The sequence below is a fragment of the Microbacterium sp. MMO-56 genome (assembly GCF_037146215.1).
Lineage (GTDB): Bacteria > Actinomycetota > Actinomycetes > Actinomycetales > Microbacteriaceae > Microbacterium.
On record NZ_JBBCVW010000016.1, the window covers coordinates 35,558 to 61,417 of the forward strand.

Genomic DNA, 25,860 nt, shown 5'->3' on the forward strand with positions numbered 1-25,860 from the left:
GCCCGTAGGGACCGAAACGCGACGCTCCACCGGTCATGCGCGTGCGGCCTCCCGGTCGGCGGCGTACTCCTGCAGGCTGCGCACGGCGAACCCCTCCCTGAGCACCGGGAGGGCGCTGACGGCGGCGCCGAGCACCGCCATCGTGGTGAACAGCGCCTTGTCGGCCGCGACGGCCGCCGCGCGGATCTCGTACCCGTCCGCCCGCGCGATCCCGCCGGAGGGGGTGTTCACGATGATGTCGATGTCGCCCGCGTTGATGAGGTCGACGACGTTGCGCTCCCCCGAGACCTGCGTCGCGGAGTACTTGTTCACGACGTCGACGCGGATGCCGTTGCGCGCGAGGATCTCGGCGGTGCCCTCGGTCGCGACGAGGCGGAAGCCGAGCTCCTGCAGGCGGTGCGCCGGCAGGATGACCGCGCGCTTGTCGTCGTCGGCGACCGACAGGAAGACCGTCCCCGACGTCGGCATGCCGCCGTACGCCGCGGCCTGGCTCTTCGCGAACGCCGTCGGGAAGTCGCGGTCGATGCCCATGACCTCGCCGGTCGAGCGCATCTCGGGGCCGAGCACGGAGTCGACGGTGTGCCCGTCGGCGGTGCGGAACCGCTTGAAGGGCAGCACCGCCTCCTTGACGGCGACCGGAGAGTCCAGCGGCACGCGCGAGCCGTCCTGCGCGGGAAGCATGCCCTCCGCCTTCAGCTCGGCGATGCTCGCACCGGCCATGATGCGCGACGCCGCCTTGGCGAGCGGGATGCCCAGGGCCTTCGAGACGAACGGGACGGTGCGCGACGCCCGGGGGTTAGCCTCGATGACGTACAGCACGCCTGCCGACACGGCGAACTGGACGTTCAGGAGACCCCGCACGCCGACGCCTTCGGCGATCGCGAGGGTCGCCGCGCGCACGCGGTCGATCTCCGTGCGTCCGAGCGAGATGGGCGGGAGGGTGCACGACGAGTCGCCGGAGTGGATGCCCGCCTCCTCGAGGTGCTCCATGACGCCGCCGATGTACAGCTCGTCGCCGTCGTAGAGCGCGTCGACGTCGAGCTCGATCGCGTCGTCGAGGAACCGGTCGACGAGCAGGGGCTTGCCCTCCTCGATGACGACCTCGCCGGCCGTGCGCACGAAGTAGTCGCGCAGGCTCTCGGTGTCGTAGACGATCTCCATGCCGCGCCCGCCGAGCACGAAGCTCGGCCGCACGAGCACGGGGTAGCCGATCTCCTCGGCGATCGCGACGGCGCCGGCCTCGTCGATCGCCGTGTCGTGGCGCGGCGCCACGAGACCCGCCCGGTCGAGCAGCTGCGAGAACAGCTCCCGCTCCTCGGCGATGTCGATGGCCGCGGGCGAGGTGCCGAGGATCGCGTAGCCGGCCTCCTCGATCCCCTTGGCGAGGCCCAGGGGCGTCTGCCCGCCCAGCTGGCACACGACGCCGAGGATCGTGCCCGACGCGCTCTCCGCGTGCAGCACCTCGAGCACGTCCTCGAGGGTGAGCGGCTCGAAGTAGAGCCTGTCGCTCGTGTCGTAGTCGGTCGAGACGGTCTCGGGGTTGCAGTTGACCATGATGGTCTCGTACCCGGCATCCGACAGCGCGAAGGACGCGTGCACGCAGGAGTAGTCGAACTCGACGCCCTGGCCGATGCGGTTCGGGCCGGAACCGATGATGACGACCTTGGTGCGCTCGGACGGCGTCACCTCGGTCTCGTGGTCGTAGCTGGAGTAGTGGTACGGCGTGAGCGCCGGGAACTCCCCCGCGCAGGTGTCGACGGTCTTGTACACGGGGCGGATGCCGAGGCCGTGCCGCACGCCGCGGATCTCCGCCTCGGTGACGCCCCGGAGCTGCGCGAGCTGCGCGTCGCTGAAGCCGTGCTCCTTGGCGACGCGAAGGGTGTTCGCGTCGAGCTCGGGCGCGGCCTCGACGAAGGCCGCGACCTCGTTGATGAGGGCCATCTGGTCGAGGAACCACGGGTCGATCTTCGTGGCCTCGAAGGCCTGCTCCACGGTCGCGCCCTTGCGCATCGCCTGCTGGAGCACGACGATGCGTCCGTCGGTGGGCCGCTGCGCGATCTCCAGCAGCTCCGCCACGGACCGGGGCTCGTCGCCCCAGTGGAAGCTCGACCCGCGCTTCTCCAGCGAGCGGAGCGCCTTCTGCAGCGCCGTCGTGTAGTTGCGGCCGATGGCCATGGCCTCGCCGACCGACTTCATGGTGGTCGTCAGGGTCGTGTCGGCGTTCGGGAACTTCTCGAAGTTGAAGCGCGGCACCTTGACGACGACGTAGTCGAGCGTCGGCTCGAAGCTCGCGGGCGTCGCCTGCGTGATGTCGTTGGGCACCTCGTCGAGGCGGTAGCCGATCGCGAGCTTGGCGGCGAGCTTCGCGATCGGGAATCCGGTCGCCTTCGACGCGAGCGCGGAGGAGCGCGAGACGCGCGGGTTCATCTCGATCACGATGATGCGCCCGGTCGCCGGGTCGACGGCGAACTGGATATTGCAGCCGCCGGTGTCGACGCCGACGGCGCGGATGATGTCGATGCCGATGTCGCGGAGCTTCTGGTACTCGCGGTCCGTGAGCGTCAGCGCGGGGGCGACGGTGATCGAGTCCCCCGTGTGGACGCCGACGGGGTCGACGTTCTCGATCGAGCAGACGACGACCGTGTTGTCGGCCGTGTCGCGCATGAGTTCGAGCTCGTACTCCTTCCAGCCGAGGATCGACTCCTCGAGGAGCACCTCGGTGGTCGGCGAGTCGCGCAGGCCCGCGCCGCCGATCCGGCGGAGGTCCTCCTCGTCGTATGCGAAGCCCGAGCCCAGGCCGCCCATCGTGAACGAGGGGCGGACCACGAGCGGGTAGCCGAGCTCGGCGGCGCCCGCCAGGAGGTCGTCCATCGTGTGGGCGATGACGCTCCGGGCTACATCCGCCCCAGCGTCCAGGACGAGCTGCTTGAAGATCTGACGGTCCTCGCCCTTGCGGATGGCGTCGACCTTGGCTCCGATGAGCTCGACCCCGTACTTCTCCAGGATCCCCTGCTCGTGGAGGGCCATCGCGGCGTTCAGCGCCGTCTGACCGCCGAGGGTCGGCAGGATGGCATCCGGCTTCTCCTTGGCGATGATCGTCTCGATCACGGCGGGCGTGATCGGCTCGATGTAGGTCGCGTCGGCGAAGTCGGGATCGGTCATGATCGTCGCGGGGTTCGAGTTCACGAGGATGACGCGCACGCCCTCCTCGCGAAGGACGCGGCAGGCCTGGGTCCCCGAGTAGTCGAACTCGCAGGCCTGGCCGATCACGATCGGGCCGGAGCCGATGACGAGGACGCTCTGGATGTCGTCGCGCTTGGGCATCAGTTGTTGTTCTCCCGGGAGGTGCGCACCATGTCGGCGAAGCGGTCGAAGAGGTAGTTGGCGTCGTGCGGACCGGCGGCGGCCTCCGGGTGGTACTGCACGCTGAACGCCGGGAGGTCGAGGGCGCGCAGGCCCTCGACGACGTTGTCGTTGAGGCCGACGTGGCTGACCTCCACGCGGCCGTAGCCGTTCGGGCTGTCCACCTCGCCCTCGAGCGGCGCGTCGACGGCGAAACCGTGGTTGTGCGCCGTGATCTCCACCCGTCCGGTCTGCTTGTCGAGCACCGGCTGGTTGATCCCGCGGTGGCCGAAGGGCAGCTTGTAGGTGCCGAACCCGAGCGCGCGGCCGAGGAGCTGGTTGCCGAAGCAGATGCCGAAGAACGGCAGGCGCTCGTCGAGGACCGACCGCAGCAGTTCGACGTGATCGCCGGATGCCGCGGGGTCGCCGGGACCGTTCGAGTAGAAGACGGCGACGGGGTCGATCGCCCGGATGCCCTCGATCGTGACGTCCTGCGGGAGGACGTGGACGTCGAAGCCGCGGGCAGCGAGGTTGTCGATCGTGGCCTGCTTGACGCCGAGGTCGAGGACGGCGAGGTTTCCCAGGCGTGCGACGCCGGCGGCGGCCGGGGTGATCTCCGGGGCGGTCACCGAGACGGCGGCGGAGAGGTTCTGCCCCGCCATGGCGGGCGCCTCCCGCACGATCCGCAGCTGCTCCTCGGCGTCCAGGCCCGCGGCCTCGCCCGAAAAGACTCCGCCGCGCATCGAGCCGGCCGAGCGGAGCACGCGCGTGATCGCACGGGTGTCGACGCCCGAGATCCCGACGATGCCGTCCCGGACCAGCGCGTCGTCCAGCGACTCGTCCGCGCGCCAGTTCGACACGACGCGGGAGGGGTCGCGCACGACGTATCCGGCCACCCAGATGCGGCGCGACTCGGGGTCTTCGCCGTTCATGCCGGTGTTGCCGATGTGCGGCGCGGTCTGCAGGACGATCTGCCCCGCGTAGGACGGGTCGGTCAGCGTCTCCTGGTAGCCGGTCATGCCCGTGGCGAAGACGACCTCGCCGAACGTGGTGCCCCGCGCGCCGTACGCGCGGCCGGGGTGGCGCGACCCATCCTCGAGGACGAGCACGGCCGGGTCGGTGGTCAAGGAAGAGAACGTCATGCGTCGTGTCCCGTCGGGGTGGCGGTGGAGTCGGAAGGGGGAAGGACGGCGGGGGGAAGCGTCGCCTCGATCGCTGCGGCGAGAGAGAGAGCGGAGCCGTCCTGGGGGCGCAGGTAGGTGTCGACGGGCTCGTGCGTCCCGTCGGTGCGGTCGGCGCGCCAGGCGAGACGGACCAGTCCGCCCGGCTCGACGACGCGGTCGATCGCCACGGTCGCCGTCTCCGCGGCGTCGACGGCCTCGATCGGCACGAAGAACGACGGCTGTCCGGGGAGCTCGAGCGCGACCCCACGGGAGGTGACCGTGACGTCGGCGCGCGAGCGGAATCCGAGGCCGCGCACCGCGAGACGCTCCAGCGGCTGATCGCGCCGGGTCGTCGCGACATAGAAGCCGGATGACGCGTGGGTCACGGCGGCGTCGGCGGGGATCTCCCCGAGAGGGGGGACGATCCCGGAGTCGCGGTGCGCGCGACGTCGCCAGGCGAGGACGCCGAGGCCCAGCAGCACCACGACGACCCCGAGGATGACCAGGAGCGCGCCCTCGCGGGTCATGCGCGGGCCTCCCGGGTGACGGAGTCCGCGAGCACCCCGTCGGCGACCGTGGCGACGCCGCGGAAGAACGTCCAGCGCACCTCGCCGGGAAGCTCGCGCCCGAGGTAGGGCGAGTTGCCGCTGAGTCCGCGGAGATCGTCGCGCGTGAACGCACGGGTGGGAGCCGGGTCGTACAGCGCGAGCGATGCGGGGGCGCCGACGGCGAGGGGGGCGCCTGCGTCGGCGAGCCGGCCGATCCGTGCGGGCGCGCTCGACATCACCCGCGCCACGTCGTCCCACGTGAGCATTCCCGTGTCGACCATCGCCTGCTGGACGACGCGGAGCGCGGACTCGAGCCCGACCATCCCGTTCGCCGCGGCCTGCCACTCGCACGACTTCGCCTCGGCGGGGTGCGGGGCATGGTCGGTCGCGACGATGTCGATCGTGCCGTCGGCGAGGCCTTCGCGGACGGCCTGCACATCCTCGTCGCGCCGCAGCGGCGGGTTGACCTTGAAGCGCGCGTCGTACCCGCGGACGAGCTCCTCCGTGAGCAGCAGGTGGTGCGGGGTCACCTCCGCGGTGACGTCCACGCCGCGCTTCTTCGCCCACCGGACGATGTCGACCGAGCCGGCGGTGGACAGGTGGCAGACGTGCAGGCGCGACCCGACGTGCTCGGCCAGCAGAACGTCGCGCGCGATGATGGACTCCTCGGCGACGGCGGGCCAACCCGCGAGACCGAGCTCGGCGGATACGGTGCCCTCGTTCATCTGGGCACCCTCGGTGAGCCGCGGGTCCTGCGCGTGCTGGGCGACGACGCCGTCGAAGGCCTTCACGTACTCCAGCGCCCGCCGCATGATGAGCGGATCGAAGACGCAGAAGCCGTCGTCGCTGAAGACGCGCACGCGGGCGCGGGACGAGGCCATCGCTCCGAGCTCGGCGAGGCGTTCGCCCTTCTGCCCGACGGTGACCGCCCCGATCGGCTGCACGTGCACGTAACCGGCGGCCTCGCCCAGGGCGAGCTCCTGCTCGACGACGCCCGCCGTGTCGGCGACCGGCGAGGTGTTCGGCATCGCGAAGACCGTCGTGTACCCGCCCGCCGCCGCCGCGCGCGATCCGCTGAGGATCGTCTCGGATGCCTCGTAGCCGGGTTCGCGGAGGTGCGTGTGGAGGTCGACGAGGCCGGGCAGCGCGACGAGTCCGTCGGCGTCCACGACCGTCGCGCCGACGCGGCTCAGTCCGGTGCCCCGTTGGGCGATCCGTCCGTCCTCGAGGATCAGGTCTGCGCGCTCGCCGGCTCCGATCCGTGCTCCGCGGACGAGGTAGGTCTCGGTCATCGTGCGGCCTCCTCTGCGCCGTGGGTGGGGGTCTCCGCGCCGCGTTCGCCGGCGAGGAGCAGATAGAGAGCGGCCATCCGCACCGACACGCCGTTCGCGACCTGATCGAGCACGGTCGACTGCGGGGAGTCGGCGGCGGCGGCGGAGATCTCCAAGCCCCGGTTCATCGGGCCGGGGTGCATGACGATGCTACCTTCCGGGAGGGCGCCCAGGCGCACGGCGTCCAGGCCCCATCGGCGCGAATACTCCCGTTCAGTCGGGAAATACGCCGCATTCATGCGCTCGAGCTGGATGCGCAGCATCATGATCGCGTCGGGGGCGGAGGCGATCGCCTCGTCGAGGTCGTAGGCGATCGTCACCGGCCACGCCGAGACGTCCTGCGGCACCAGCGTCGGCGGGGCGACGAGGGTGACGTCGGCGCCGAGCGTCGTGAGGAGCCAGACGTTGGACCGGGCGACGCGCGAGTGGAGCACGTCGCCGACGATGACGACCCGCAGCCCGGAGAGGTCGCGACCGCGGCTGTCGTCGCCGAAGCGGCGCTTGCGGATCGTGAACGCGTCCAGCAGCGCCTGCGTCGGGTGCTCGTGCGTGCCGTCGCCGGCATTGACCACGCCCGCGGTGATCCAGCCGCTGGTGGCGAGGGTCTGCGGTGCGCCCGATGCGCCGTGGCGGATGACCACGGCGTCGGCGCCCATCGCCTGGAGCGTCTGCGCGGTGTCCTGCAGCGACTCCCCCTTGCTGACCGAGGAGCCCTTGGCGGAGAAGTTGATGACGTCGGCCGAGAGCCGCTTCGCAGCGGCCTCGAACGAGATGCGGGTGCGCGTGGAGTCTTCGAAGAAGAGGTTGACCACCGTCTTCCCGCGGAGGGTGGGGAGCTTCTTGACCTCCCGCGACTGGGTGTCGCGCATGTCCTCGGCGACGTCCAGGATCCGCAGCGCGTCCTCGCGGGCGAGGGTCTTGGTGTCCAGCAGGTGCCTCATGAGCCGATCGTCACCTCCTCGACGGCGTCCACTTCGGCGAGGTGCACGTTGACGCGCTCGCTCCGCGCGCTGGGCAGGTTCTTGCCGACGAAGTCGGGGCGGATGGGCAGCTCGCGGTGCCCGCGGTCGACCAGGATCGCGAGGCGGACCGCCGACGGGCGGCCGATGTCGCCGAGCGCGTCGAGCGCCGCGCGGATCGAGCGGCCGGAGAACAGGACGTCGTCGACGAGAACGACGGTCTTGCCGTCGATGCCGCCCGCGGGGATGGCGGTCGGGTGGGGCGCACGCGTCGGGTTACGGTGCAGGTCGTCGCGGTACATCGTGACATCCAGCGCACCGACCGGGACCGACGAGCCGCAGAACTCTGCGAGGCGGCCGCCGATCCGCTCGGCGAGGGCGACGCCGCGCGTCGGGATGCCGAGCAGCACGAGACCGTCGGGGCCCCTGTTGGACTCGAGGATCTCGTGCGAGATCCGAGTCAGGGCCCGAGCGATGTCCGCCGCGTGCATGACGGTCCGAGGGGACTCGGTCGTCGTCATCCGCTGCTCCCTTCTCCGCCTCACGGGACGGGGTTAAAGGTTGCTGTGATTCCACCCCCCACCCTACCCGATCTCGCCGTCCGCCCCGCCCGCACGCGTGGAGCCCCCACGCGTCGAGACCCCGCCCACACGTCGAGACCCCGCCCACACGTCGAGACCCCGCCCACACGTCGAGACCCCGCCCGCACGTCGAGACCGCCGCCCACGACGCGGGTTTCGACGCCGGCGCGCGGTCTCGACGCCGGCGCACGAGCGCGGACCGGGTGAGCGGTCAGGGACCGACGGTCAGGGACGGGCGGATGCGGTCTCGACGATGCGGGATGCGCGGATCGGATGGCCGGGCGTCGTGAGGCACTGGCCGCTCTCGAGGTCCCACTTCCAGTCGTGGAGCGCGCACGTGAGCACGCCGTCCTCGATCTTGCCCGTCTTGGTCAGGTCGGCGCGCAGGTGCGGACAGCGCCGCTGCACGGTCCACTCGCCGATCTCGGCGTCCTCGGTCTGATCGCTCTGCTCGGCGTACCAGTTCTCGACGTACTCGATCCGGTCGCGCGACAGGCACTTCAGGAACGTCGTCAGGAACTCGTTGAACTTCCCCGACCGGCCGACCTCGAACTGCATCGACAGGAAGATCGAGTTCGACCAGTCGATCTCGTGGTCGGCGATGTTCGTGGAGACGAGGTCGGCGGGGATCGTGTACCAGTAGATGCACTCCTCCCCCGCGTACTCGCGGACCTTCGCCTTCGGGAAGTCCACGACCATGTCGAGCTCGCCGATCCGGAACCGGACGTTGCCTCCCACGCCGAGGCGGATGGTCCGCGCCCGGCGCAGCAGCGGCTCCCACCACTCCTTGATCGCCGCGAGCATCTCGTCCGGCGGGATGATCTCGGCCCGCCGCGCGACCTCCGCGGCGACCTCGTCCCGACGGGAATCCCGCTGCGCCGCCAGGTATGCCCACTTGTCGTCGAAGATCCGGTCGATCTCCTCGGCGGTGTACAGGGTCTGCGTGACCTCGAGCGCCCCGCCGTCGAGGTCGACCTGCGTCCCGGGGACGAACTCGTACCCCTTCTGCGCGGGGCGCTCGGCGCGCATGTGCGCGAGGAACTGCCGCTGATCCGTGAAGATCGAGTCGTTCTCCAGGCCGTATCCGTTGTACCGGAAGAGCTCCTCGCGCAGGAACATCGGCGGGCCCGCCATCGGGAAGACGTGCTCGGCGTCGACCTTCTCGATGTAGTACATCGCGCGCTTGTTCTGGGCGTCGCGCTTGAGCTGCGCGAAGTTCTGCTTGGCGTCCTGCGGCAGGTCGTAGACCATGGGCCACCAGATCGCGCCCGAGACCTGCGTGAAGTAGGCGTCGGGCTTCGAGAACGACAGCAGCGTCTCGAGGTCGAGCGGGTGCGAGTCGTTCTGGTTCAGGATCGACGCCGTGCCGTCGTCGACCGACAACGACGAGTCTCCGATCGGGCCGTCGCTCGGCGCGCGCAGGGGCGTCACCATGATCTTCAGCCCGCCGTCGTACTCGAGGGTCTCGCCCGGCTGCGTGTAGACGATGTTCTCGTAGCCGAGGGCGCGGATGTCGACCTCGAGGTCGTCGGTCGGATACGCCGGCAGCAGCACCCGCACGTCCTTCGGCACGTACCGCTCGAGCAGGGCGGGATCGAAGTGGTCGCGGTGACGGTGCGAGATGTAGAGGAAGTCGGCCTTCCCGAACCGGTCCCAGTCGAGTCCGCGGTTGTCCGGGAACGGGAACCACGAGCCGAAGAAGCTCGGTCCGATGACGGGGTCGCAGAGGATGCTCCCCCCGGTCGTCTCGATGAACATGCCGGCGTGGCCCAGACCTGTGATGCGCATGCGGATCCTTCCCCTCACAGCGACGACGAGTCTACGCGGGGCGCCTCCGCGCATCCTGGCGACGGGCCGAGCGGTCAGTCCGACAAGAGGTCGCGGATGTCCTCCGCGGTGAGCGACCGCGCGAGCGCGTCGTCGTCCCCGAGGACGGAGTGGAACAGCCGCGCCTTGCGCTGCTGCAGCGCGAGGACCTTCTCCTCGATCGTGCCGTCGGCGACGAGGCGGTAGACGTTGACCGGTCGGGTCTGCCCGATCCGGTGCGTCCGGTCCACCGCCTGGGCCTCGGCTGCGGGATTCCACCACGGATCGAGGAGGAAGACGTAGTCGGCCTCGGTCAGCGTGAGCCCGAAGCCGCCCGCCTTGAGGCTGATCAGGAAGACCGGGGCGTCGCCCGACCGGAAGCGGTCGATCACCTCGCCACGCTGCCTCGTGGAGCCGTCGAGATACTCATAGGCGATGCCGTGGGCCTCCAGATCGGCGCGCACCAGGTCGAGGTACGAGGTGAACTGGCTGAACACGAGCGCTCGGTGGCCCTCCGCGGCGAGCTCGTGGATGTGCTCGCGCAGGAGGTCGAGCTTCGTGGAGCGGATGCCGGGCGCGCCCGCGCCCACGAGAGCCGGCGCCAGGGCGAGCATCCGCAGCAGCGTGAGCGAGCGGAAGACGATGAAGCGGTGCCGGTCGAGATCCTCGAGCAGACCCAACACCTTCGTGCGCTCGCGCTGCAGCACGGTGTCGTACACCGCGCGGTGCGCGGGGCTCAACCGCACGCGGAGTTCCTGCTCCTGGCGCGGGGGGAGCTCGGGGGCGACCCGCTCTTTCGTCCGGCGCAGGAGGAACGGCCGGATGCGCGAGCGCAGGCGGGCGAGACGGCGCTCCCGGTACGGCGCCCCCTCCTCGTTCTCCGGCACTTTGCCCCGCTCGATCGGCTTCACGTACTCCTCGCGGAAGCGCCGCGGCGACGGGAACAGCCCGGGACACGTCAGCGAGAGGATCGCCCAGAGCTCGGTGAGGGAGTTCTCCAGCGGCGTCCCCGTCACGGCGAGCACCATGTCGGCCCGGAGGGCCTTCGCCGCGCGGTGCTGGCGGGTCGCCGCGTTCTTGACGAACTGCGCCTCGTCCAGCACCACGATCGCCCACCGCTCGGCGGCGAACAGCGCCTCGTCGTGCCGGAGGAGCCCGTAGGAGGTCACGACGACGTCGGCATCCGCCGCTCGCGGCATCGTGCCGCTCGCCGCCGCCGTCCGCTCGTGCACGTGGACGCGGAGCCCCGGGGCGAATCGAGCCGCCTCCTCACGCCAGGTCGACAGGACCGACGTCGGGGCCACCACGAGGAACGGGCCGGCGGGGGCGCCCGCCTCCTCGCCCCGCTCCGCGCGCACGTGCGCGAACAGCGCGAGGACCTGGAGGGTCTTGCCGAGGCCCATGTCGTCCGCGAGGATGCCGCCGAGGCGATGCCGCCACCACAGCGCCAGGCGGTCCAGCCCCTCGCGCTGGTACGGCCGCAGGTCGGCGCGCAGGCCCGGTGGCGTCTCGATCCGCAACGGGGTGCCGTCCTGCCGGAGCGCCTCCGCCGCGGCCCGCCAGCTGCGCGCGGGCAGCGCCTCGTCGGCGAGGTCCTCGAACTCCTCCCACAGCGGCAGCTGATACCGACTGATCCGGGGTCCGGTCTCCCACTCGCCCAGCTCCGACGCCTCGTCGAGCAGGTCGCGCAGGCGGTCGAGCCCGCGATGGGCCAGCGAGAAATAGCTTCCGTCGACGAGCAGGAGCTTCTTCTGCCGGAGCGCGAGGGCGGCGAACAGAGGTGCGAACGGGATCGCGCGACCCTCGATCTCCACGATCACGCCGAGGTCGAACCAGTCGGCGTCCGCGGTCTCGACGGTCGTCACGCGGATGCGAGGGTCGCCCCGCAGCTCTCGATACTCCCGCCGTGGTCCGCGCGTCTCGATCCGGATGCCGTCCGTCTCCTCCAGCGCGGGGAGCACGTCGCCGGCGAACTCCGCGGCCGCGACCCCCACCAGCGTCCCCGCGGGGGCGAACATCAGGTCGGGCGCGTGCGCCCACGCGGCGGCCACCGCGTCGCGCAGCGCGGACTCGTGGGCGTCGTCGGGCCTGCGCACCTCCCAGGCCTCGCGCTCCGCGTCGGCGCGCACCCACTCCAGGCGGTAGTCGAGGCGGTCTCCGGGCCGGAACTGTGCGGCGAGGACGAGCGTCGTGGGCGCCGGCTCGGGCAGCGGGACGCCGGGGTCGCCCCGGACCTCGGTCTCCCGTCTCAGCCGGGGAAGCACCTCACGCGCGAACTCGGCGGTGTCCGGGCCCGGGACGACCAGGTCGCCCCCGGCCGACATCAGAGCGTGGAGAGTGTCGCCGAGGGGCACGGCACCGAGGGTCACGCGGATCTCCGGCCGGCCGCGGTCGTCGATCGCCGTCTCCGCGGCGTACAGGCCCGATCGCCCGATCGGACGCGCGGAGGCGGGCTCCACGGCCCGTCCGTCCATCACGACGTCCGGCGCCAGCCGGACCGCCCCGCCGTGGGCCGCCGCGATCCGGACGGAGACATCGGTCTCGAGCGCCTGGACGATCCGCTGACCGCGCGCCGCCGCCACCAGGGGGACGCCGCGCCCGACGGCATCGGCCAGATGCGGCCACAGCAGCGGGGAGGTGACGGTGTCGAGCGTCAACCACTCCGAATCGTCGCGGAGGCCGGCGAGGAGTCGGACGTCGTGCGCGATCCCGTACAGCTCGACGAACCACGCGCGCTGCACGCCGCGGAACGTCCCCGCGCCGCGGCGCAGCGACTCCCACGACACGCCGCCCCGCACCCACCGCGGTGCACCCTCTGCGCGGCGCAGCGGCCGGAGCCCGACGGAGAGCTCCGTCCGCTCGTCGTCCAGATCGGCGAGCACCGCGCACCGCACGCGTCGCGGTCCCCAGTGCGCGCTCTCGGCCGACTCACGCGCGCGCAGCTCCACGCCGAGCGCGAGATCCTCGGGCGCGTCGCCATCGCTCCGCTCCGGGGGGAGGAGAACGGATCGCCAGGACGTCATGGCATCCATCTTGGCGGTGACCACGGACCTCGCAGGTCGCGGCCCTCGGCCGATCCGATCAGCCGGCGCGGGCGATCCGAGCGAGAACCCCGTGCACGAAGGCGCCGGAGTCGTCGGTCGAGAACTCCTTGGCGAGCTCCACGGCCTCATCGATCGCCACGGCGGAAGGGACCTCGTCGTTGAACAGCAGCTCCCACACGCCGATCCGCAGGATCGCGCGATCCACGGCGGGCATGCGCTCCAGCTTCCAGTCGCGCGCGTGCGTCACGATCTGCTCGTCCACGGCCTCGCGCTCCTCGATCACGCCGTCGACGATCTCCCTCGCATACAGCCACGACGCCTCGCGCGCGGGCTCGTTCGCGGCGCGCTTCGCCTCGGCGGCGAGGGTCACCGCGAGTTCGTCACCGCGGATGTCGGACTGGTAGAGGATGTCGAGGGCGCGCTTGCGCGCCTTGCTACGGGCACTCATCCGTTCGCGGTCCCGGGGTCAGTTGACGCGGCCGAGGTAGTCGCCCGTGCGCGTGTCGACCTTGACCTTGGTTCCCGTCTCGACGAACAGCGGCACCTGGATCTCGTGGCCCGTCTCCACGGTCGCCGGCTTGGTACCGGCGGAGGAGCGGTCGCCCTGCAGGCCCGGCTCGGTGTACGTGATCTCCAGCACCACCGAGGCGGGCAGCTCGATGTAGAGGGGGTTGCCGTTGTTGAGCGCGATCTGCACCTGCTGGTTCTCGAGCAGGAAGTTGGCCGCATCGCCGACGGTCGCGGCTCCGACCGTGATCTGGTCGTAGTCGGCGACGTCCATGAAGACGAAGCCCTCGCCGTCGTTGTACAGGTACGTGAAGTCGCGGCGATCGACGTTCTCCAGCTCGATCTTGGCTCCCGCGTTGAACGTCTTGTCGACGACCTTGCCGGTCAGGACGTTCTTCAGCTTGGTGCGCACGAACGCGCCGCCCTTGCCCGGCTTGACGTGCTGGAACTCCACGACGCTCCAGAGCTGTCCGTCGATGTTGAGGACGACGCCGTTCTTGATGTCTGCGGTCGATGCCATGAGTGAGGAGGTTCCGTTCCGTGAAGTCCGATCGGCGGTGGCGGGGCTGTGCGCCCGACGCGATGCACGCGGCCGACAGTCGATTCTATGGGATGACGCCGCACTACGCCCCCACGCGAGGCACGTCTACCCCTTCCCTCCGATGCGGTCCACCCGCCAGGCTGGAGCCGTGGGATGGACAGACGACCTCGGTGCCTGGGCGGCACGACAGCGCTGGTACGCCGGCAAGAGCCACGAGCCGGCCTTCCGGATCCTCGACGAGCAGCCGGTGGCGGGGGCCACGCGCTATCTGCTCATGGACGACGGCGGCGCCCTGCCGACGCTGTACCAGGTGCCGCTCGCTCGCGTCTCGACGCCGACCGAGCACGACGAGGTGGTCGCCCGCGACGGCGACCTGTACGTCGTCGACGCCGCGCGGCGACCGGAGTACACGGTCGCGGCGCTGGCGGCGATGGGCGTCGAAGCGGGCGCCGTGACCGGGTCTCGCGTGCTCACCGGCGAGCAGTCGAACACTTCGATCGTCTTCGACGTCGACGGCGAGCCCCGCATCATCCTCAAGCTGTTCCGGACGCTGCATCACGGTGAGAATCCCGACGTCACGGTGCAGCGTGTCCTGAGCGCCGGCGGCTCGCCGTACGTGCCGCACTTCTTCGGCAGCGCCGACGCGGAATGGCCCGATGTCGGACGCCCCTCCGGGAGGGCGCGCGGGACGCTGGGGTTCGCCCAGGAGTTCCTGCCCGGCGTCCGCGACGGCTGGGCGGTCGCGCTGGATTCGGCGCGGGACGACTCCGACTTCACGGCTGCCGCGCGCGAGCTGGCCGTCGCCGTCGCCGGCATCCACGGTGCTCTCGGGGCCTCGCTCGGGACGCAGGACGCGGATGCGGAGAGCATCGGCGCGACCGGAGCCGCGTGGGAGCGGCGTCTGCGGATCGCCGCGGCCGAGATCCCCGCCGTCGCGACGCGCGTCGACGCGATCGGGGAGGTGTACCGCGCCGCCCTCTCGCGCCCGTGGCCGCGGCTGCAGCGGATCCACGACGACCTGCACCTCGGACAGGTCCTGTCTGCGCCGACCGGTGGGTGGCGGATCGTCGACTTCGAGGGCGAGCCGCTGCGGCCCATGGCGGAACGTGCACTCCCCGACCTCCCCCCGCGGGACGTCGCGGGGATGCTCCGCTCGTTCGACTACGCCGGCGCCGTCGCGCGCGGGGCCGAGGGGGCGGACTGGGGTCGCCGATGCCGGGAGGCGTTCGTGGAGGCGTACCGCGGTGCCCCGGGAGCGGTCGAGCTGGACCCCGACCTGCTGCGGGCCCTCGTCCTGGACAAGGCGGTATACGAATGCGTCTACGAGGCGCGCAACCGTCCCGACTGGCTGCCGGTGCCGCTCGCCGGGATCGACGCCGCCCTCTCGGACGGCTGACGCGGGGCCTGCCGCGGCGGCGTCAGGCCCCCTCCGCCTCCGGCGTCCGCAGCAGGAGGAAGCGGGCACCGTAGCCCGGCAGCGACACGCTGAAGCTCTGCAGATCGTCCACGCGGCCGACGGCTTCGCCCGACGCGGCGTCGACGACCTCGGACTGCGGGGTGAGGTGCTCCGAGCGCACGGTTCCCTCCACCGGTTCCGCCGAGAAGTTGAGCACCGTCACCTGGGTCGCCGCCTCGGCGTGGGGATCGCCCTCGTCCAGCCGGTGCACGAGCACCAGCATCCCCGAGTGCGCCACCTCGGGGATGTCGACCTGGGACGCGGACGCGATGCCGTGCACGCGGCGCAGGTCGAGGATCGCCGACAGCTGGGAGACGAACGATTCCGGGTCGTCGAGCTGCGCGGGAAGGGCTCCGTACAATGCGCGCCCCCGCGGCATCCCCGATGCCGAACGGGTCGCAGTCGGGTCCGCATCCAGCAGGTCGTGGGCACCGCGCTCGATCCAGCGGGTGTCGCCCGCGCCCAGGAGCTCGGCCACCTCGTCCGCCGGGACGGTCAGCATGCCGACGAGGTCCCACCCGGACAGCGCGAAGACGCCGGGCTGCCACGCATTGTACGCGCAGAGCAGGAGGTGGGCGGCCCGGATGCCGGGGATGTCGTCGTCGCCGATGTCGGCGAGCCGCGCGCGGCCCTGCGTCGCGGCGATGAGCGAGGTCGTCGTGCACGCGATGCCGTTCTGGGTGAACACGCGGTTGTAGTCGGCCTCCCCCGTCAGGTGCGCGGTGAGGTCGGCGCGGACCTCTTCGGCCAACTGGGCTCCGCTGATCTCGCGACCGCGGAAGTGGTAGATGTCCTCGGCGTGCCGGGTGGCCCAGTGCACGAGCTCGTAGGTGAGCTCGTCGTGGTTCTGCATCCCGTGCACGAGCTGCACCGGGGCCACCCCCAGCTCGAGCGAGGAGGTCAGGGCGAGCCGGAGGAACTCGGTCTGCCCCGTCGCGAGGGCGTGATGGTACCCCGGTCGCCCGATGAAGTCGTAGGACAGATCCGCGCCGACCGCCCCGGTGTCACGGATGTCCTCGATCGTGAGGTTGAGCTCCTGGAACGTGAACCCGCCGACCTTGCGGACCATCCCCGCGATGATGTGGTTCGCGGCGTGGGAGAGCGGATGCCCCTCCGACCACGCGGGGAGCCCCTCCGCGCTCTTCTCCACCCCGAGGAACCCGTTCGCGTCGAGGCGGAGCGCGCTCGTGCCGAGCTCGCCAAGGGAGTGCAGGGCGTCGCCGATCACGAGCCGCATCCCGGCGAACGTGGGGTCGAGCCAGTTGATGGAGGGCTGACCCTGCTTGAAGTAGTGCAGGTAGACCCACCTTCTCGTCACGCCGTCGGGGCCGACCACCGGCGCCGTGGCGCTCCAGTTCGTCTCCTTCACGCCGGGCGTGTAGAAGATGACCCGCTGCAGTGCCCCGATGATGTAGCCGCGTTCGGCGAGGAGATGCTCGGTCGCGGGGTCGAGGTTGACGCTGTCGGCGCCGTCGGCGATCTCGGGCAGCAGCTCCCAGTCCTCGGGCGGGATCTCGACCATGTGGTAGATGCCCGGATAGTCCTTGAAGCCCATCTCCGCGAGGCGGAAGTCGGCCCCCTTGCCGGTGTGCCCCGGCACGATGTCGTCGATGACGCTGCCGCCGTGCGCATCCGCCACGTCGCAGAGGCGGCGGAACTCCTCCTCGGTGCCGAAGGCGGGGTCGATCGACGTGCTGATGCGATCGAAGTGGCCGTCGACGCTGGGGGTCTCCCGCCATCCCGAGATCCCTCCCGCACGCTTGACCGGCCCGGTGTGGATGGCCGTGATCCCGATGCGCTCGAAGACCGACCACAGCGCGTCGTCGCCGAGCGCCGCGAGGAACGATTGGCCGGGGCGGGTGATGAGGGAGATCGGGTAGGCGGTGAACCAGACGTCCGTCGTGGCGATCGCGCGGCGGGCATCCGGCCGTGCGTAGGGGTTCCGCCACATCGCGGGCTGTCCGGACAGCTGGCGCGCGAGCACGTCCGCGTCCTTGAGCATCGACTGACGCACCAGCCACTCGACGTAGGACGGGTTGGTCCCGTTCGCGGTGCGCGGGTCGGTCGTGTTGCGTCGCACGCTCCCGCCGCGGAACTGGTCGCGCGGGCGGAGTCGTCGCGGGCGCGCCGGATAGCGCTGCTCGTCGTAGCTGATCTCGGTGCTGTCGGGATCTCCGCCGTCGGCGCCGATCGATCCCGGGAGGGTGATCGGTGCGGTGTACAGGTCCTCCGGCAGTTCGTCGTCATGCGCCATGACACCACGCTAAGGGCGGCGCGGTCCCGCGAGGAAGGGGTGGCGTCCTCCGGAACGAGGTACTAAGACGGATCGTGCGTTCGGACCGCGTCAGCCTTCGCCGCGTCCGGCGATCACATCGATCAGCAGGCCCGTCGCGCGCACGTATCCCGCGACGCCCTCACCGATGACGTGCACGACCGCGACGTCGGCGACGTAGGAGTGGTGGCGGAACGATTCGCGCGCCGTCACGTCGGAGATGTGCACCTCGGCCACGGGAAGCGCGACACCGGAGAGCGCATCGCGCAGCACGACGGACGTGTGGGTGAGGCCGCCGGGGTTGATGACGATACCCGCGCAGTCCGCGCGTGCGGCATGGATCGCGTCGAGGAGGACGCCCTCGTGGTTGCTCTGCACGGCGCGGACGTCGTAGCCGCGCTCGGCGGCCGCGTCGCGTACGAGCCGCTCGACGTCGGCGAGCGTGTCCTGCCCGTAGATCGCCGGTTCGCGCGTGCCGAGGAGGTTGAGGTTCGGGCCGTTGACCAGCAGCAGACGTCGGGGTTCGCTCACGCCCGCACCCTACCAAAGCCCCCGGACTCCCGAGCCGCGCTCGACGCGCTCTGCGCGTTCAGCCGCACGGGGGCGTTGCCGGCGCCGAACCCCGCGTAGTCGCCGCGACGCTCGACGAACTCGAAGAAGACGTTCCCGATCGTCGCCGTGTAGACGTGCAGGTACTCCCCCGCGTCGGTGCGGTCGTACACCAGGTTCAGCTCCCGCAGTTCGGCGAGGACGTCGTCGTCGAGGTCGACGCGGGCGGCCAGATCCTCGTAGTAGTTCGCCGGGATCGGCAGGATGTCGAGCCCCCGCAGGTGCGCGGCGCGCGCCAGCGCCCGCACGTCCGCGCAGGAGAAGGCGACGTGGGCGGAGAGCGCGGCGGGGCCGCCCCGCTCCGCGAGGATCGGCGGCGCCACGTTGAGCGGCAGCCGGACGACTTCGTCGGGACCCGCCAGCACGCGCGATTGCACGAGGCCCTGCGGCCCGGGCACGTCGGTCGCACTCACCGTGCGCAGGCCGAACGTCGCGGTGTAGAACAGGGCGGATTCGTCGATCACCTGCCACGGCTCGGTCAGGCTCACGTGATCGATCCCCGTCACCGGACTCGCGATGCGCGGCCCCCCGTGCTCGAACTCGGACACCCAGGCGGGTTCGCCCTCGTCGGCCGCCTGCGCCCAGAACACCTCGGTGCCGCCCGGTGCGACGGCCGCCTCCAGCTCCTCTTCGGCGTCATAGGTGCGACGATAGGCGCGCGGGGTGCGCAGGGCGGCGACACGTCGCGACATGGCGGACGCGTCGTCGACCTCGAAGCCGATCGCGGCCAGGTACGGCGTGCGGCCGCGCGCATGCTGCTCGTTGAGCACGACGCGTGCGCGGCCCGCGCTCCACAGCGTCACCGGCTTGGTGCGGTGGCGCCCGCGCGACGTGAAACCCGCGCGCGCGAGGAGGTGCTCGATCGTCGACGTGTCCTCCGCGATGATCTCGACGAAGTCGAACCCGGACGGCGCCGCCGAGTCCGGCAGCATCTCGAGACCCGTGAGCGACGGATCGGCGCGAGCGACGGCGTCCTCGAGGTGGCGCAGCGACCGGCGGGCCTGAGCCGCGGTGCGCGCGGGGTCGGTCTGCCGGAACGTGTCGTTGAAGACCTCCAGCGACAGCGGGCCGGCGTACCCGGCATGCAGGACGTGGCCGACGAACCCGACGAGGTCGAACGATCCCTCGCCGGGGAAGAGCCGGTGGTGGCGACTCCAGGAGAGGACGTCGAGCTCCATCCGCGGCGCATCGGCCAGCTGGACGAAGAAGATGCGCTCGCCGGGGATCTCGCGGATGCCCGCCGGGTCGTGACCGCGCGAGAGGATGTGGAAGGAGTCGAGGCAGACGCCGACGGCGGGGTGCGCGGCGAGCTCCACGACGCGCCATGCACGCCGATAGTCGTCGATGTACCTGCCCCAGGCCAGCGCCTCGAACGCGATGCGGATGCCGTGCTCGGCGGCGAGGTCGCCGAGCGCGCGCAGCTGCCGCGCGCTCACCTCGTCGTCGTCGATCGTGGCGGTCGCGACATTGCTGCAGCAGAGCACGACGTCGACACCCAGGCGCCGCATCAGCCGGAACTTCGCCTCCGCTCGACGCAGGACCCGGGCGAACTCCGCGTCGTCGACACCCTCCACATCGCGCATCGGCTGATACAGGTCGAGCGTCAGGCCCAGACGCGCCGCGAGCGCCCGGATCTCCTCCGGGCTCTCCGGGGCGGACACGAGATCGGGCTCGAACACCTCCACGCCGTCGAACCCCGCCTCCGCGCAGGCGCGGAGCTTGTCGACCAGGGCTCCGCTGATGCATACAGTCGCCATCGACGTTCTCATGGCGAGCAATGTACCAGTCAGTACATTGCTCGCGGAAGACCGCTCCCGCGGCGGCGCGGCGGTGCGGGGTCGATATCCTGGACCGATGGGCCTTCCCGCGCGCGACGCCGAACGCACCCGCGCCGAACTCCTCGCCGTCGCGACCGAGGTCTTCGCCGAGGACGGATACTCCGGTGCGCGCGTCGACGACATCGCCGAGCGCACGCGCACCACGAAGCGGATGATCTACTACTACTTCGGGTCGAAGGAAGGTCTGTACCTCGCCGTCCTGGAGAACGCCTACCGCGGCATCCGCGAGGCGGAGCGCGCGATCGACGTGGGCCACACGGATCCGACCGACGCCATCCGGGAGCTCGCCGAGCTCACCTTCGACCACCACGTGACCCACGACGACTTCATCCGCCTGGTCTCCATCGAGAACATCCATCGGGGCGAGTTCATCCGCCGTCTGGACTCGCTGCGCACGCTGTCGCAGCCCGCCAAGGGACTGCTCGACGAGATCCTGGAGCGCGGTCGGGCCGCCGGTGCGTTCCGGACGGACGTCTCCGCGATCGACGTCCACCTCCTCATCAGCTCGTACTGCGTGTTCCAGGTGGCGAACCAGCACACCTTCGCCTACCTCTTCGACGTCGACTTCGCCCGGGAGCGCGCGCACTGGCGCGCCCTGATCGGCGACGTCGTCGTGTCGTGGCTCAGCGCGCGCTGAAACGGACCGGAGAAAACCGTTGACACGCCCTGACGACGCGTGATTCACTCTGAACGTACCGGTTAGTACATAACCGGATCGTACGAGGGAGTACTCCATGGGATCGATCGACGGCGGACACCGCCCCTTCCTGGTCGGCCTCATCGGATCCGGCGTGACGCCCTCGCTCACCCCGCCCATGCACATGGCGGAGGCGGGTCGGCTCGGCATCCCCTACCTCTACCGCCCGATCGATCTCACCTCGCTGGGCCTCTCCCCCGATGCCATCGGCGACATCCTCACGTGGGCGGAGCGGCTGGGATTCGACGCCGTGAACGTCACGCATCCGTGCAAGCAGTCGGTCCTCGCCCACCTCGACGTCGTCGACCCCGTCGCCGCCGCGCTCGGCGCGGTCAACACGGTGCTGTTCACCCCCGCCGGACGCGTGGGCTACAACACCGACACCACCGGCTTCGCCGCTGCCTTCGTCACGGGCCTTCCCGACGCCCCCACGGAGCGGGTCGTGCAGCTCGGCGCCGGCGGTGCGGGTGCGGCCGTCGCCGACGCCCTGCTGCGCATCGGCGTCGCCGAGCTCACCGTCGTCGACATCGATCCCGCGCGCGCCGCCCTCCTCGCCGGCGATCTCGGCGCACGCCACGGCGCCGGGCGCACGAGGTCCGGCCGCCCCGACGAGCTCGCGGAGCTCCTGGCGGGAGCCGACGGCGTCGTCCACTGCACCCCGACAGGCATGGCCGATCATCCGGGGCTCCCCTTCCCCGAGGACCTCCTCCGCCCCGAGCTCTGGGTCGCCGACATCGTCTATCGCCCCTTCGAGACGCCGCTGCTGCTCGCCGCCCGGGCACGGGGCAGCCGCACCCTCGACGGCGGCCGGATGGCGGTGTTCCAGGCCGTGGACGCCTTCGAGCTCATCACGGGCCATCGCCCCGACGCCGACCGCATGACCGCCCATTTCCACCGACTCGTGGACGCCGATCACGACGTCCTCACCCGATGAACAAGGAGAATCGATCCATGTCCGCTCCCGCAACGACGCGGAAGACCCCCGTGAAGGCCGCCGTGGCCTCCTTCATGGGAAGCGCCGTCGAATACTACGACTTCTTCCTCTTCGGATCGGCCGCCGCGCTGATCTTCCCGACCGTCTTCTTCCCCTCCGGGGATCAGGCCGCGCTCGTCATGTCCTTCGCGACCTTCGGCTTCGCCTACATCGCCCGGCCCTTCGGCGCGGTCATCCTCGGTCACTTCGGAGACCGCATCGGCCGCCAGAAGGTCCTGATGTTCACGCTCCTGCTCATGGGGATCTCGACCTTCGTCATCGGATGCCTGCCCGGCTTCGCGCAGATCGGGTGGTTCGCGCCCGCGCTGCTCGTCGTCTGCCGCCTGATGCAGGGTCTCTCCGCCGCCGGCGAGCAGGCCGGCGCCTCGTCTCTGACGCTGGAGCACGCCCCCGACGACCGCCGGGCGTTCTTCACGTCGTGGACCCTCACCGGCACGCAGGGCGGTCAGATCCTCGCCGCGCTCATCTTCATCCCCGTCGTGGCCATGCCCGACGAGCTGAAGTACTCGTGGGGCTGGCGGGTGCCGTTCTGGCTCAGCGCGGTCGTCGTCGTCGTGGCGTTCTTCATCCGCCGGTCGCTGCACGAGACGCCCGAGTTCGAGGAGGCCAAGGCGGAGGGCCGGATCGCGCGGATGCCGCTCATCCCGCTCCTGCGCGACCACTGGCGCGATGTGCTGCGCGTCATCCTGTGCGCCTTCGTCGCCGCCGTCTCCACGGTCTTCGGCAACCTCGCCCTCGCCTACGGCAAGGAGGTCGGCCTCGACCCGTCCCTCACCCTCTGGCTCGTCGTCGTGGCGAACATCGTCGCACTGGGGACCCAGCCGCTGTTCGGCACGCTCGCCGATCGGATCGGCCGCAAGCCCGTCTTCATCTACGGCGCGCTGTCGTCGGCGGTGCTCATGCCCTTCTACATGCTGTCGATGAGCGGCGGGAACACCGTCCTGACGTTCGTGCTCGCCGTGCTCACGTTCTCCTGCGGATACGCGGCCGCGAACGCGGTGTGGCCCGCCTTCTACGGCGAGATGTTCTCCACCCGCGTGCGGTTCTCGGGCATGGCGATCGGCACCCAGCTGGGCTTCCTCATGGCCGGATTCGCGCCCACGATCGTCGCGGCCCTGGGCGGGGTGTCCGACGGGGGCTGGGTCGTCATCAGCGCCTTCACCGGAGTGATCGCCCTCATCGCCGCCCTCAGCGCGTTGACGGCCCGCGAGACGCGGAGCGTGCCCACGAGCGAGCTCGGCGAGCACGCACACCGCGCCCCCGTGAAGACGCCGGTCACGGTCTGACCGCACCCGCCGACGTCCACGGCCCGCCCCGACACCCGGGGCGGGCCGTGCACGTCAGTGCGCGACCTCCTGGTAGGCGGCGAACAGCAGCGACTCGTCGGGCGCCTGCAGCACCGTCGGCCGGGCGAGGTCGTCCAGCACGATGAAGCGGAGCATGGCGCCGCGCGTCTTCTTGTCGCGCTGCATCGTCGCCAGGAGCTGATTCCACGCCCCGGCCCGATAGGACGTCGGAAGCCCCAGCAGCTCCAGGATGCGGCGGTGGCGCGCCGCCGTCTCGTCCGAGAGGCGCCCCGCGAGCCGGGACAGCTCCGCGGCGAACAGCATGCCCACCGAGATGGCGGCGCCGTGGCGCCACTGGTAGCGCTCCGCGTGCTCGATCGCGTGCCCGAGCGTGTGGCCGTAGTTCAGGACCTCGCGCAGCCCCGCCTCGCGGAGATCCTCCCCCACGACCCGCGCCTTCATCTCGATGGCGAGCTCGATGCACCGACGGAAGGCGTCGCTGTGCGGATCGACGACGGCCTCGGGGTCGGCCTCGATGAGGTCGAGGATCTCCGGATACCAGATGAACCCCGCCTTCACGACCTCGGCGAACCCGGCCACGCGCTCGTTGCGGCTGAGCGAGTCCAGCAGGTCGAGGTCGCAGATCACGGCGCGCGGCGGCCAGAACGCACCCACGAGGTTCTTCCCCTCCGCGGTGTTGATCCCGGTCTTGCCGCCGACGGCGGCGTCCACCATGCCCAGCACCGTCGTCGGCACCTGCACGAGCTGCACGCCCCGGAGCCAGGTCGCCGCGACGAAGCCTGCCAGATCGGTCACGGCGCCGCCGCCGAACCCGATGACGGCGTCGGTACGCGTGAAGTCGGCCTGCCCGAGCACCTGCCAGCAGAAGGCCGCGACCTCGACGCGCTTTCCCGCCTCCGCATCCGGGATCTCGGCGAGCAGCACGTCGCGCCCGCCCTCCCCCTGCAGCAGCTCGCGCAGCTCTCCCGCGCGCCCCGCGAGGGTCGGCGGATGCACGATCAGCACCTTCCGCACGCCGGGGGCTAGCGCGGAGCCGACCCGGTCGAGGATCCCTCGGCCGACGACGATGTCGTAGCCCGCGTCGCCGGGAACCGTGATCGTCGTGGGCTCGGTCATCGTGATGTCCTCTCGGTTGCGTCGGACGCGGCGGTCGACGGGGCCTGCGCCCACGTCACGATCTTGGCGACGACGGCGGCCAGCGGGCCGGCCGACGTGTCGAACTCGACGTCCGCCACCTCTTCGTAGACCGGGCGGCGTTCGGTGAAGATCCTGTTCCAGCGTTCCACGGGGTCCTCTCCCGCGAGCAGCGGACGCGCCTCGCCACCGATCCGCGAGGCGATGACGTGGGGCTGCACCGTGAGCAGGACGACCCGATGCGCGCGCAGATCGGCCCGTGTGTCGGCGTCGAGAACCGCACCGCCGCCGAGTGCGACCACTCCGCCGCCGGCCAGCGCCTCGACCACCGCGGCCCGCTCGAGCGCGCGGAAGTGCGCTTCGCCGTGGGCGACGAACAGATCCGGGATCGGACCGTGCGCGCGGACGACGATCTTGTCGGTGTCCGTGAACGGCCGCTCGAGCGCGCGGGCGACGCGCCGACCGACACTCGTCTTGCCCGCGCCCATGGGGCCGACCAGGACGATCGCGCCGTCGGTCATCCGAGCGCGTCGTCGCTGCCCGCCGCCGTCTGCAAGGCGTCGGGGATCGCGGCGAGGTAGCCGTCGAGGTTGCGACGGGTCTCGGCGACGCTGTCGCCGCCGAACTTCTCGAGGACCGCCTCCGCGAGCACGAGGGCCACCATCGCCTCGGCGACGACACCGGCCGCGGGCACCGCGCACACGTCGGAGCGCTGGTGGTGCGCCGTCGCGGCCTCACCCGTGCTCACATCGATGGTGCGGAGGGCGTGGGGCACGGTGGCGATGGGCTTCATCCCCGCGCGGACCCGCAACACCGTCCCGGTGGACATGCCACCCTCCGTGCCGCCCGCCTTGTCGGAGGAGCGGGTGATGCCCTCCGGAGCCGCGAACAGCTCGTCGTGGGCCGCGGAGCCGCGTCGGCGCGTCGTCTCGAAGCCGTCGCCGACCTCGATCCCCTTGATCGCCTGGATCGACATCAGCGCCTGTGCGAGCCGGCCGTCGAGGCGTCGATCCCATTGCACGTGCGATCCCAGCCCGGGAGGCACGCCGTAGGCGAGCACCTCGACGATGCCGCCGAGGGTGTCGCCGTCCTTCTTCGCCGCGTCGACCTCCTCGACCATCGACGCCGAGGTCGCCGGGTCGAAGCACCGCAGCGGATCGGCGTCGAGGGCATCCACATCGTCGGGCGTCGGGAGGGCCGACCCTGCGGGCACCTGGACGGGGCCGATCGACAGGGTGTGGCTGACAAGGCGGATGCCCAGCTCGCCCAGGAAGGCGCGCGCGATCGCGCCCAGGGCGACACGCGCCGCCGTCTCACGGGCGCTCGCCCGCTCGAGGATGGGGCGGGCCTCGTCGAAGCCGTACTTCTGCATGCCGACGAGGTCCGCATGTCCCGGCCTCGGCCGGGTGAGGGCGGCACCGCGACCCCGCGACATCTCCGTGAACTCGACGGGTTCGGCGCTCATGACCTCCGTCCACTTCGGCCATTCGGTGTTGCCGATGCGCAGCGCGATCGGGCTGCCCATCGAGTAGCCGTGGCGGACGCCGGTGGACAGGGTCAGTTCGTCCTCTTCGAACTTCATCCGCGAGCCTCGGCCGTAGCCGAGCTTGCGGCGGGCGAGATCCGCCTGGATGGCGGCACGCGAGATGGGGACGCCGGCGGGCAGTCCCTCCATGAAGGCGACGAGTTCGGGGCCGTGCGATTCGCCGGCCGTGAGCACGCGGAGCATTC

20 protein-coding genes are annotated in these 25,860 nt (G+C 71.2%); 4 read left to right on the forward strand and 16 right to left on the reverse strand.

All coding sequences use genetic code 11. The features are described from left to right. Positions 1 to 33: 33 nt before the first annotated feature. From carB to efp, 10 genes are all read right to left on the reverse strand, one after another. Positions 34 to 3,324 carry a carbamoyl-phosphate synthase large subunit gene (gene carB / locus WFI00_RS13730; RefSeq protein ID WP_336632769.1) on the reverse strand — a complete coding sequence of 1,097 codons (3,291 nt, stop codon included), beginning with the start codon at positions 3,322 to 3,324 and terminating at the stop codon, positions 34 to 36. Next, positions 3,324 to 4,484, reverse strand: a complete 1,161-nt coding sequence (gene carA, locus WFI00_RS13735) for a glutamine-hydrolyzing carbamoyl-phosphate synthase small subunit (protein WP_336632770.1) — start codon at positions 4,482 to 4,484, stop codon at positions 3,324 to 3,326. The genes carB and carA overlap by 1 nt, the downstream gene beginning before the upstream one ends. Next, positions 4,481 to 5,032 (reverse strand): PH-like domain-containing protein, encoded by a 552-nt coding sequence (locus WFI00_RS13740; RefSeq protein ID WP_336632771.1) that lies wholly within the window; start codon positions 5,030 to 5,032, stop codon positions 4,481 to 4,483. The genes carA and WFI00_RS13740 overlap by 4 nt, the downstream gene beginning before the upstream one ends. Next, positions 5,029 to 6,345, reverse strand: coding sequence for a dihydroorotase (locus WFI00_RS13745; RefSeq protein ID WP_336632772.1), 1,317 nt, complete (start codon positions 6,343 to 6,345; stop codon positions 5,029 to 5,031). The genes WFI00_RS13740 and WFI00_RS13745 overlap by 4 nt, the downstream gene beginning before the upstream one ends. After that, entirely contained in the window at positions 6,342 to 7,325 is a 984-nt protein-coding gene (locus WFI00_RS13750) for an aspartate carbamoyltransferase catalytic subunit (protein WP_336632773.1), read from the reverse strand. The genes WFI00_RS13745 and WFI00_RS13750 overlap by 4 nt, the downstream gene beginning before the upstream one ends. Continuing rightward, positions 7,322 to 7,864, reverse strand: a complete 543-nt coding sequence (pyrR, locus tag WFI00_RS13755; protein ID WP_336632774.1) for a bifunctional pyr operon transcriptional regulator/uracil phosphoribosyltransferase PyrR — start codon at positions 7,862 to 7,864, stop codon at positions 7,322 to 7,324. The genes WFI00_RS13750 and pyrR overlap by 4 nt, the downstream gene beginning before the upstream one ends. A 285-nt stretch (positions 7,865 to 8,149) precedes the next feature. Next, a complete protein-coding gene (locus tag WFI00_RS13760) occupies positions 8,150 to 9,712 on the reverse strand; it encodes a Rieske 2Fe-2S domain-containing protein (RefSeq protein WP_336632775.1) in 1,563 nt (520 codons plus the stop codon). A gap of 74 nt (positions 9,713 to 9,786) precedes the next feature. Further along, positions 9,787 to 12,753: a DEAD/DEAH box helicase gene (locus tag WFI00_RS13765; protein ID WP_336632776.1), complete on the reverse strand. Its 2,967-nt coding sequence runs from the start codon at positions 12,751 to 12,753 to the stop codon at positions 9,787 to 9,789. A gap of 58 nt (positions 12,754 to 12,811) precedes the next feature. After that, positions 12,812 to 13,222: a transcription antitermination factor NusB gene (gene nusB / locus WFI00_RS13770; protein ID WP_336632777.1), complete on the reverse strand. Its 411-nt coding sequence runs from the start codon at positions 13,220 to 13,222 to the stop codon at positions 12,812 to 12,814. An 18-nt stretch (positions 13,223 to 13,240) separates the two neighbouring features. Beyond that, positions 13,241 to 13,801 carry an elongation factor P gene (efp, locus tag WFI00_RS13775; RefSeq protein ID WP_336632778.1) on the reverse strand — a complete coding sequence of 187 codons (561 nt, stop codon included), beginning with the start codon at positions 13,799 to 13,801 and terminating at the stop codon, positions 13,241 to 13,243. A 169-nt stretch (positions 13,802 to 13,970) separates the two neighbouring features. Between efp and WFI00_RS13780 the strand changes: the two genes are divergently transcribed. Beyond that, complete coding sequence (locus WFI00_RS13780) at positions 13,971 to 15,218, forward strand: maltokinase N-terminal cap-like domain-containing protein (RefSeq protein WP_336632779.1); 1,248 nt, start codon at positions 13,971 to 13,973, stop codon at positions 15,216 to 15,218. A 22-nt stretch (positions 15,219 to 15,240) separates the two neighbouring features. Here the strand turns inward: WFI00_RS13780 and treS are convergent, their stop codons facing one another. The 3 genes from treS to WFI00_RS13795 form a co-directional block, all read right to left on the reverse strand. Continuing rightward, entirely contained in the window at positions 15,241 to 17,532 is a 2,292-nt protein-coding gene (treS, locus tag WFI00_RS13785) for a maltose alpha-D-glucosyltransferase (RefSeq protein ID WP_336632780.1), read from the reverse strand. A 90-nt stretch (positions 17,533 to 17,622) separates the two neighbouring features. After that, the gene (locus WFI00_RS13790) at positions 17,623 to 18,081 is read right to left on the reverse strand and encodes a type II 3-dehydroquinate dehydratase (protein WP_336632781.1); all 459 of its coding nucleotides are present in this window, start codon (positions 18,079 to 18,081) and stop codon (positions 17,623 to 17,625) included. Then, positions 18,078 to 19,916, reverse strand: a complete 1,839-nt coding sequence (locus WFI00_RS13795; protein WP_336642369.1) for a sugar phosphate isomerase/epimerase and 4-hydroxyphenylpyruvate domain-containing protein — start codon at positions 19,914 to 19,916, stop codon at positions 18,078 to 18,080. Before WFI00_RS13795 ends, WFI00_RS13790 begins: the two co-directional genes overlap by 4 nt. Positions 19,917 to 20,013: 97 nt before the next feature. Between WFI00_RS13795 and WFI00_RS13800 the strand changes: the two genes are divergently transcribed. The 3 genes from WFI00_RS13800 to WFI00_RS13810 all read left to right on the forward strand — a co-directional run bounded on the left by WFI00_RS13800 (position 20,014) and on the right by WFI00_RS13810 (position 22,974). Then, complete coding sequence (locus WFI00_RS13800; protein WP_336632783.1) at positions 20,014 to 20,634, forward strand: TetR/AcrR family transcriptional regulator; 621 nt, start codon at positions 20,014 to 20,016, stop codon at positions 20,632 to 20,634. A 97-nt stretch (positions 20,635 to 20,731) separates the two neighbouring features. Then, positions 20,732 to 21,628, forward strand: a complete 897-nt coding sequence (locus WFI00_RS13805) for a shikimate dehydrogenase (RefSeq protein WP_336632784.1) — start codon at positions 20,732 to 20,734, stop codon at positions 21,626 to 21,628. A gap of 17 nt (positions 21,629 to 21,645) precedes the next feature. Then, on the forward strand, positions 21,646 to 22,974 hold the full coding sequence (locus WFI00_RS13810; protein ID WP_336632785.1) for an MFS transporter: 1,329 nt from the start codon (positions 21,646 to 21,648) through the stop codon (positions 22,972 to 22,974). A gap of 54 nt (positions 22,975 to 23,028) precedes the next feature. Here the strand turns inward: WFI00_RS13810 and aroB are convergent, their stop codons facing one another. Genes aroB through aroC form a run of 3 tightly spaced genes read right to left on the reverse strand, consistent with a single transcriptional unit; the run spans position 23,029 to position 25,858 of the window. Beyond that, positions 23,029 to 24,111, reverse strand: a complete 1,083-nt coding sequence (gene aroB / locus WFI00_RS13815; RefSeq protein ID WP_336632786.1) for a 3-dehydroquinate synthase — start codon at positions 24,109 to 24,111, stop codon at positions 23,029 to 23,031. Further along, positions 24,108 to 24,650 carry a shikimate kinase gene (locus WFI00_RS13820; protein ID WP_336632787.1) on the reverse strand — a complete coding sequence of 181 codons (543 nt, stop codon included), beginning with the start codon at positions 24,648 to 24,650 and terminating at the stop codon, positions 24,108 to 24,110. The genes aroB and WFI00_RS13820 overlap by 4 nt, the downstream gene beginning before the upstream one ends. Continuing rightward, on the reverse strand, positions 24,647 to 25,858 hold the full coding sequence (gene aroC, locus WFI00_RS13825; RefSeq protein WP_336632788.1) for a chorismate synthase: 1,212 nt from the start codon (positions 25,856 to 25,858) through the stop codon (positions 24,647 to 24,649). Before aroC ends, WFI00_RS13820 begins: the two co-directional genes overlap by 4 nt. Between the last annotated feature and the right edge of the window lie 2 nt (positions 25,859 to 25,860).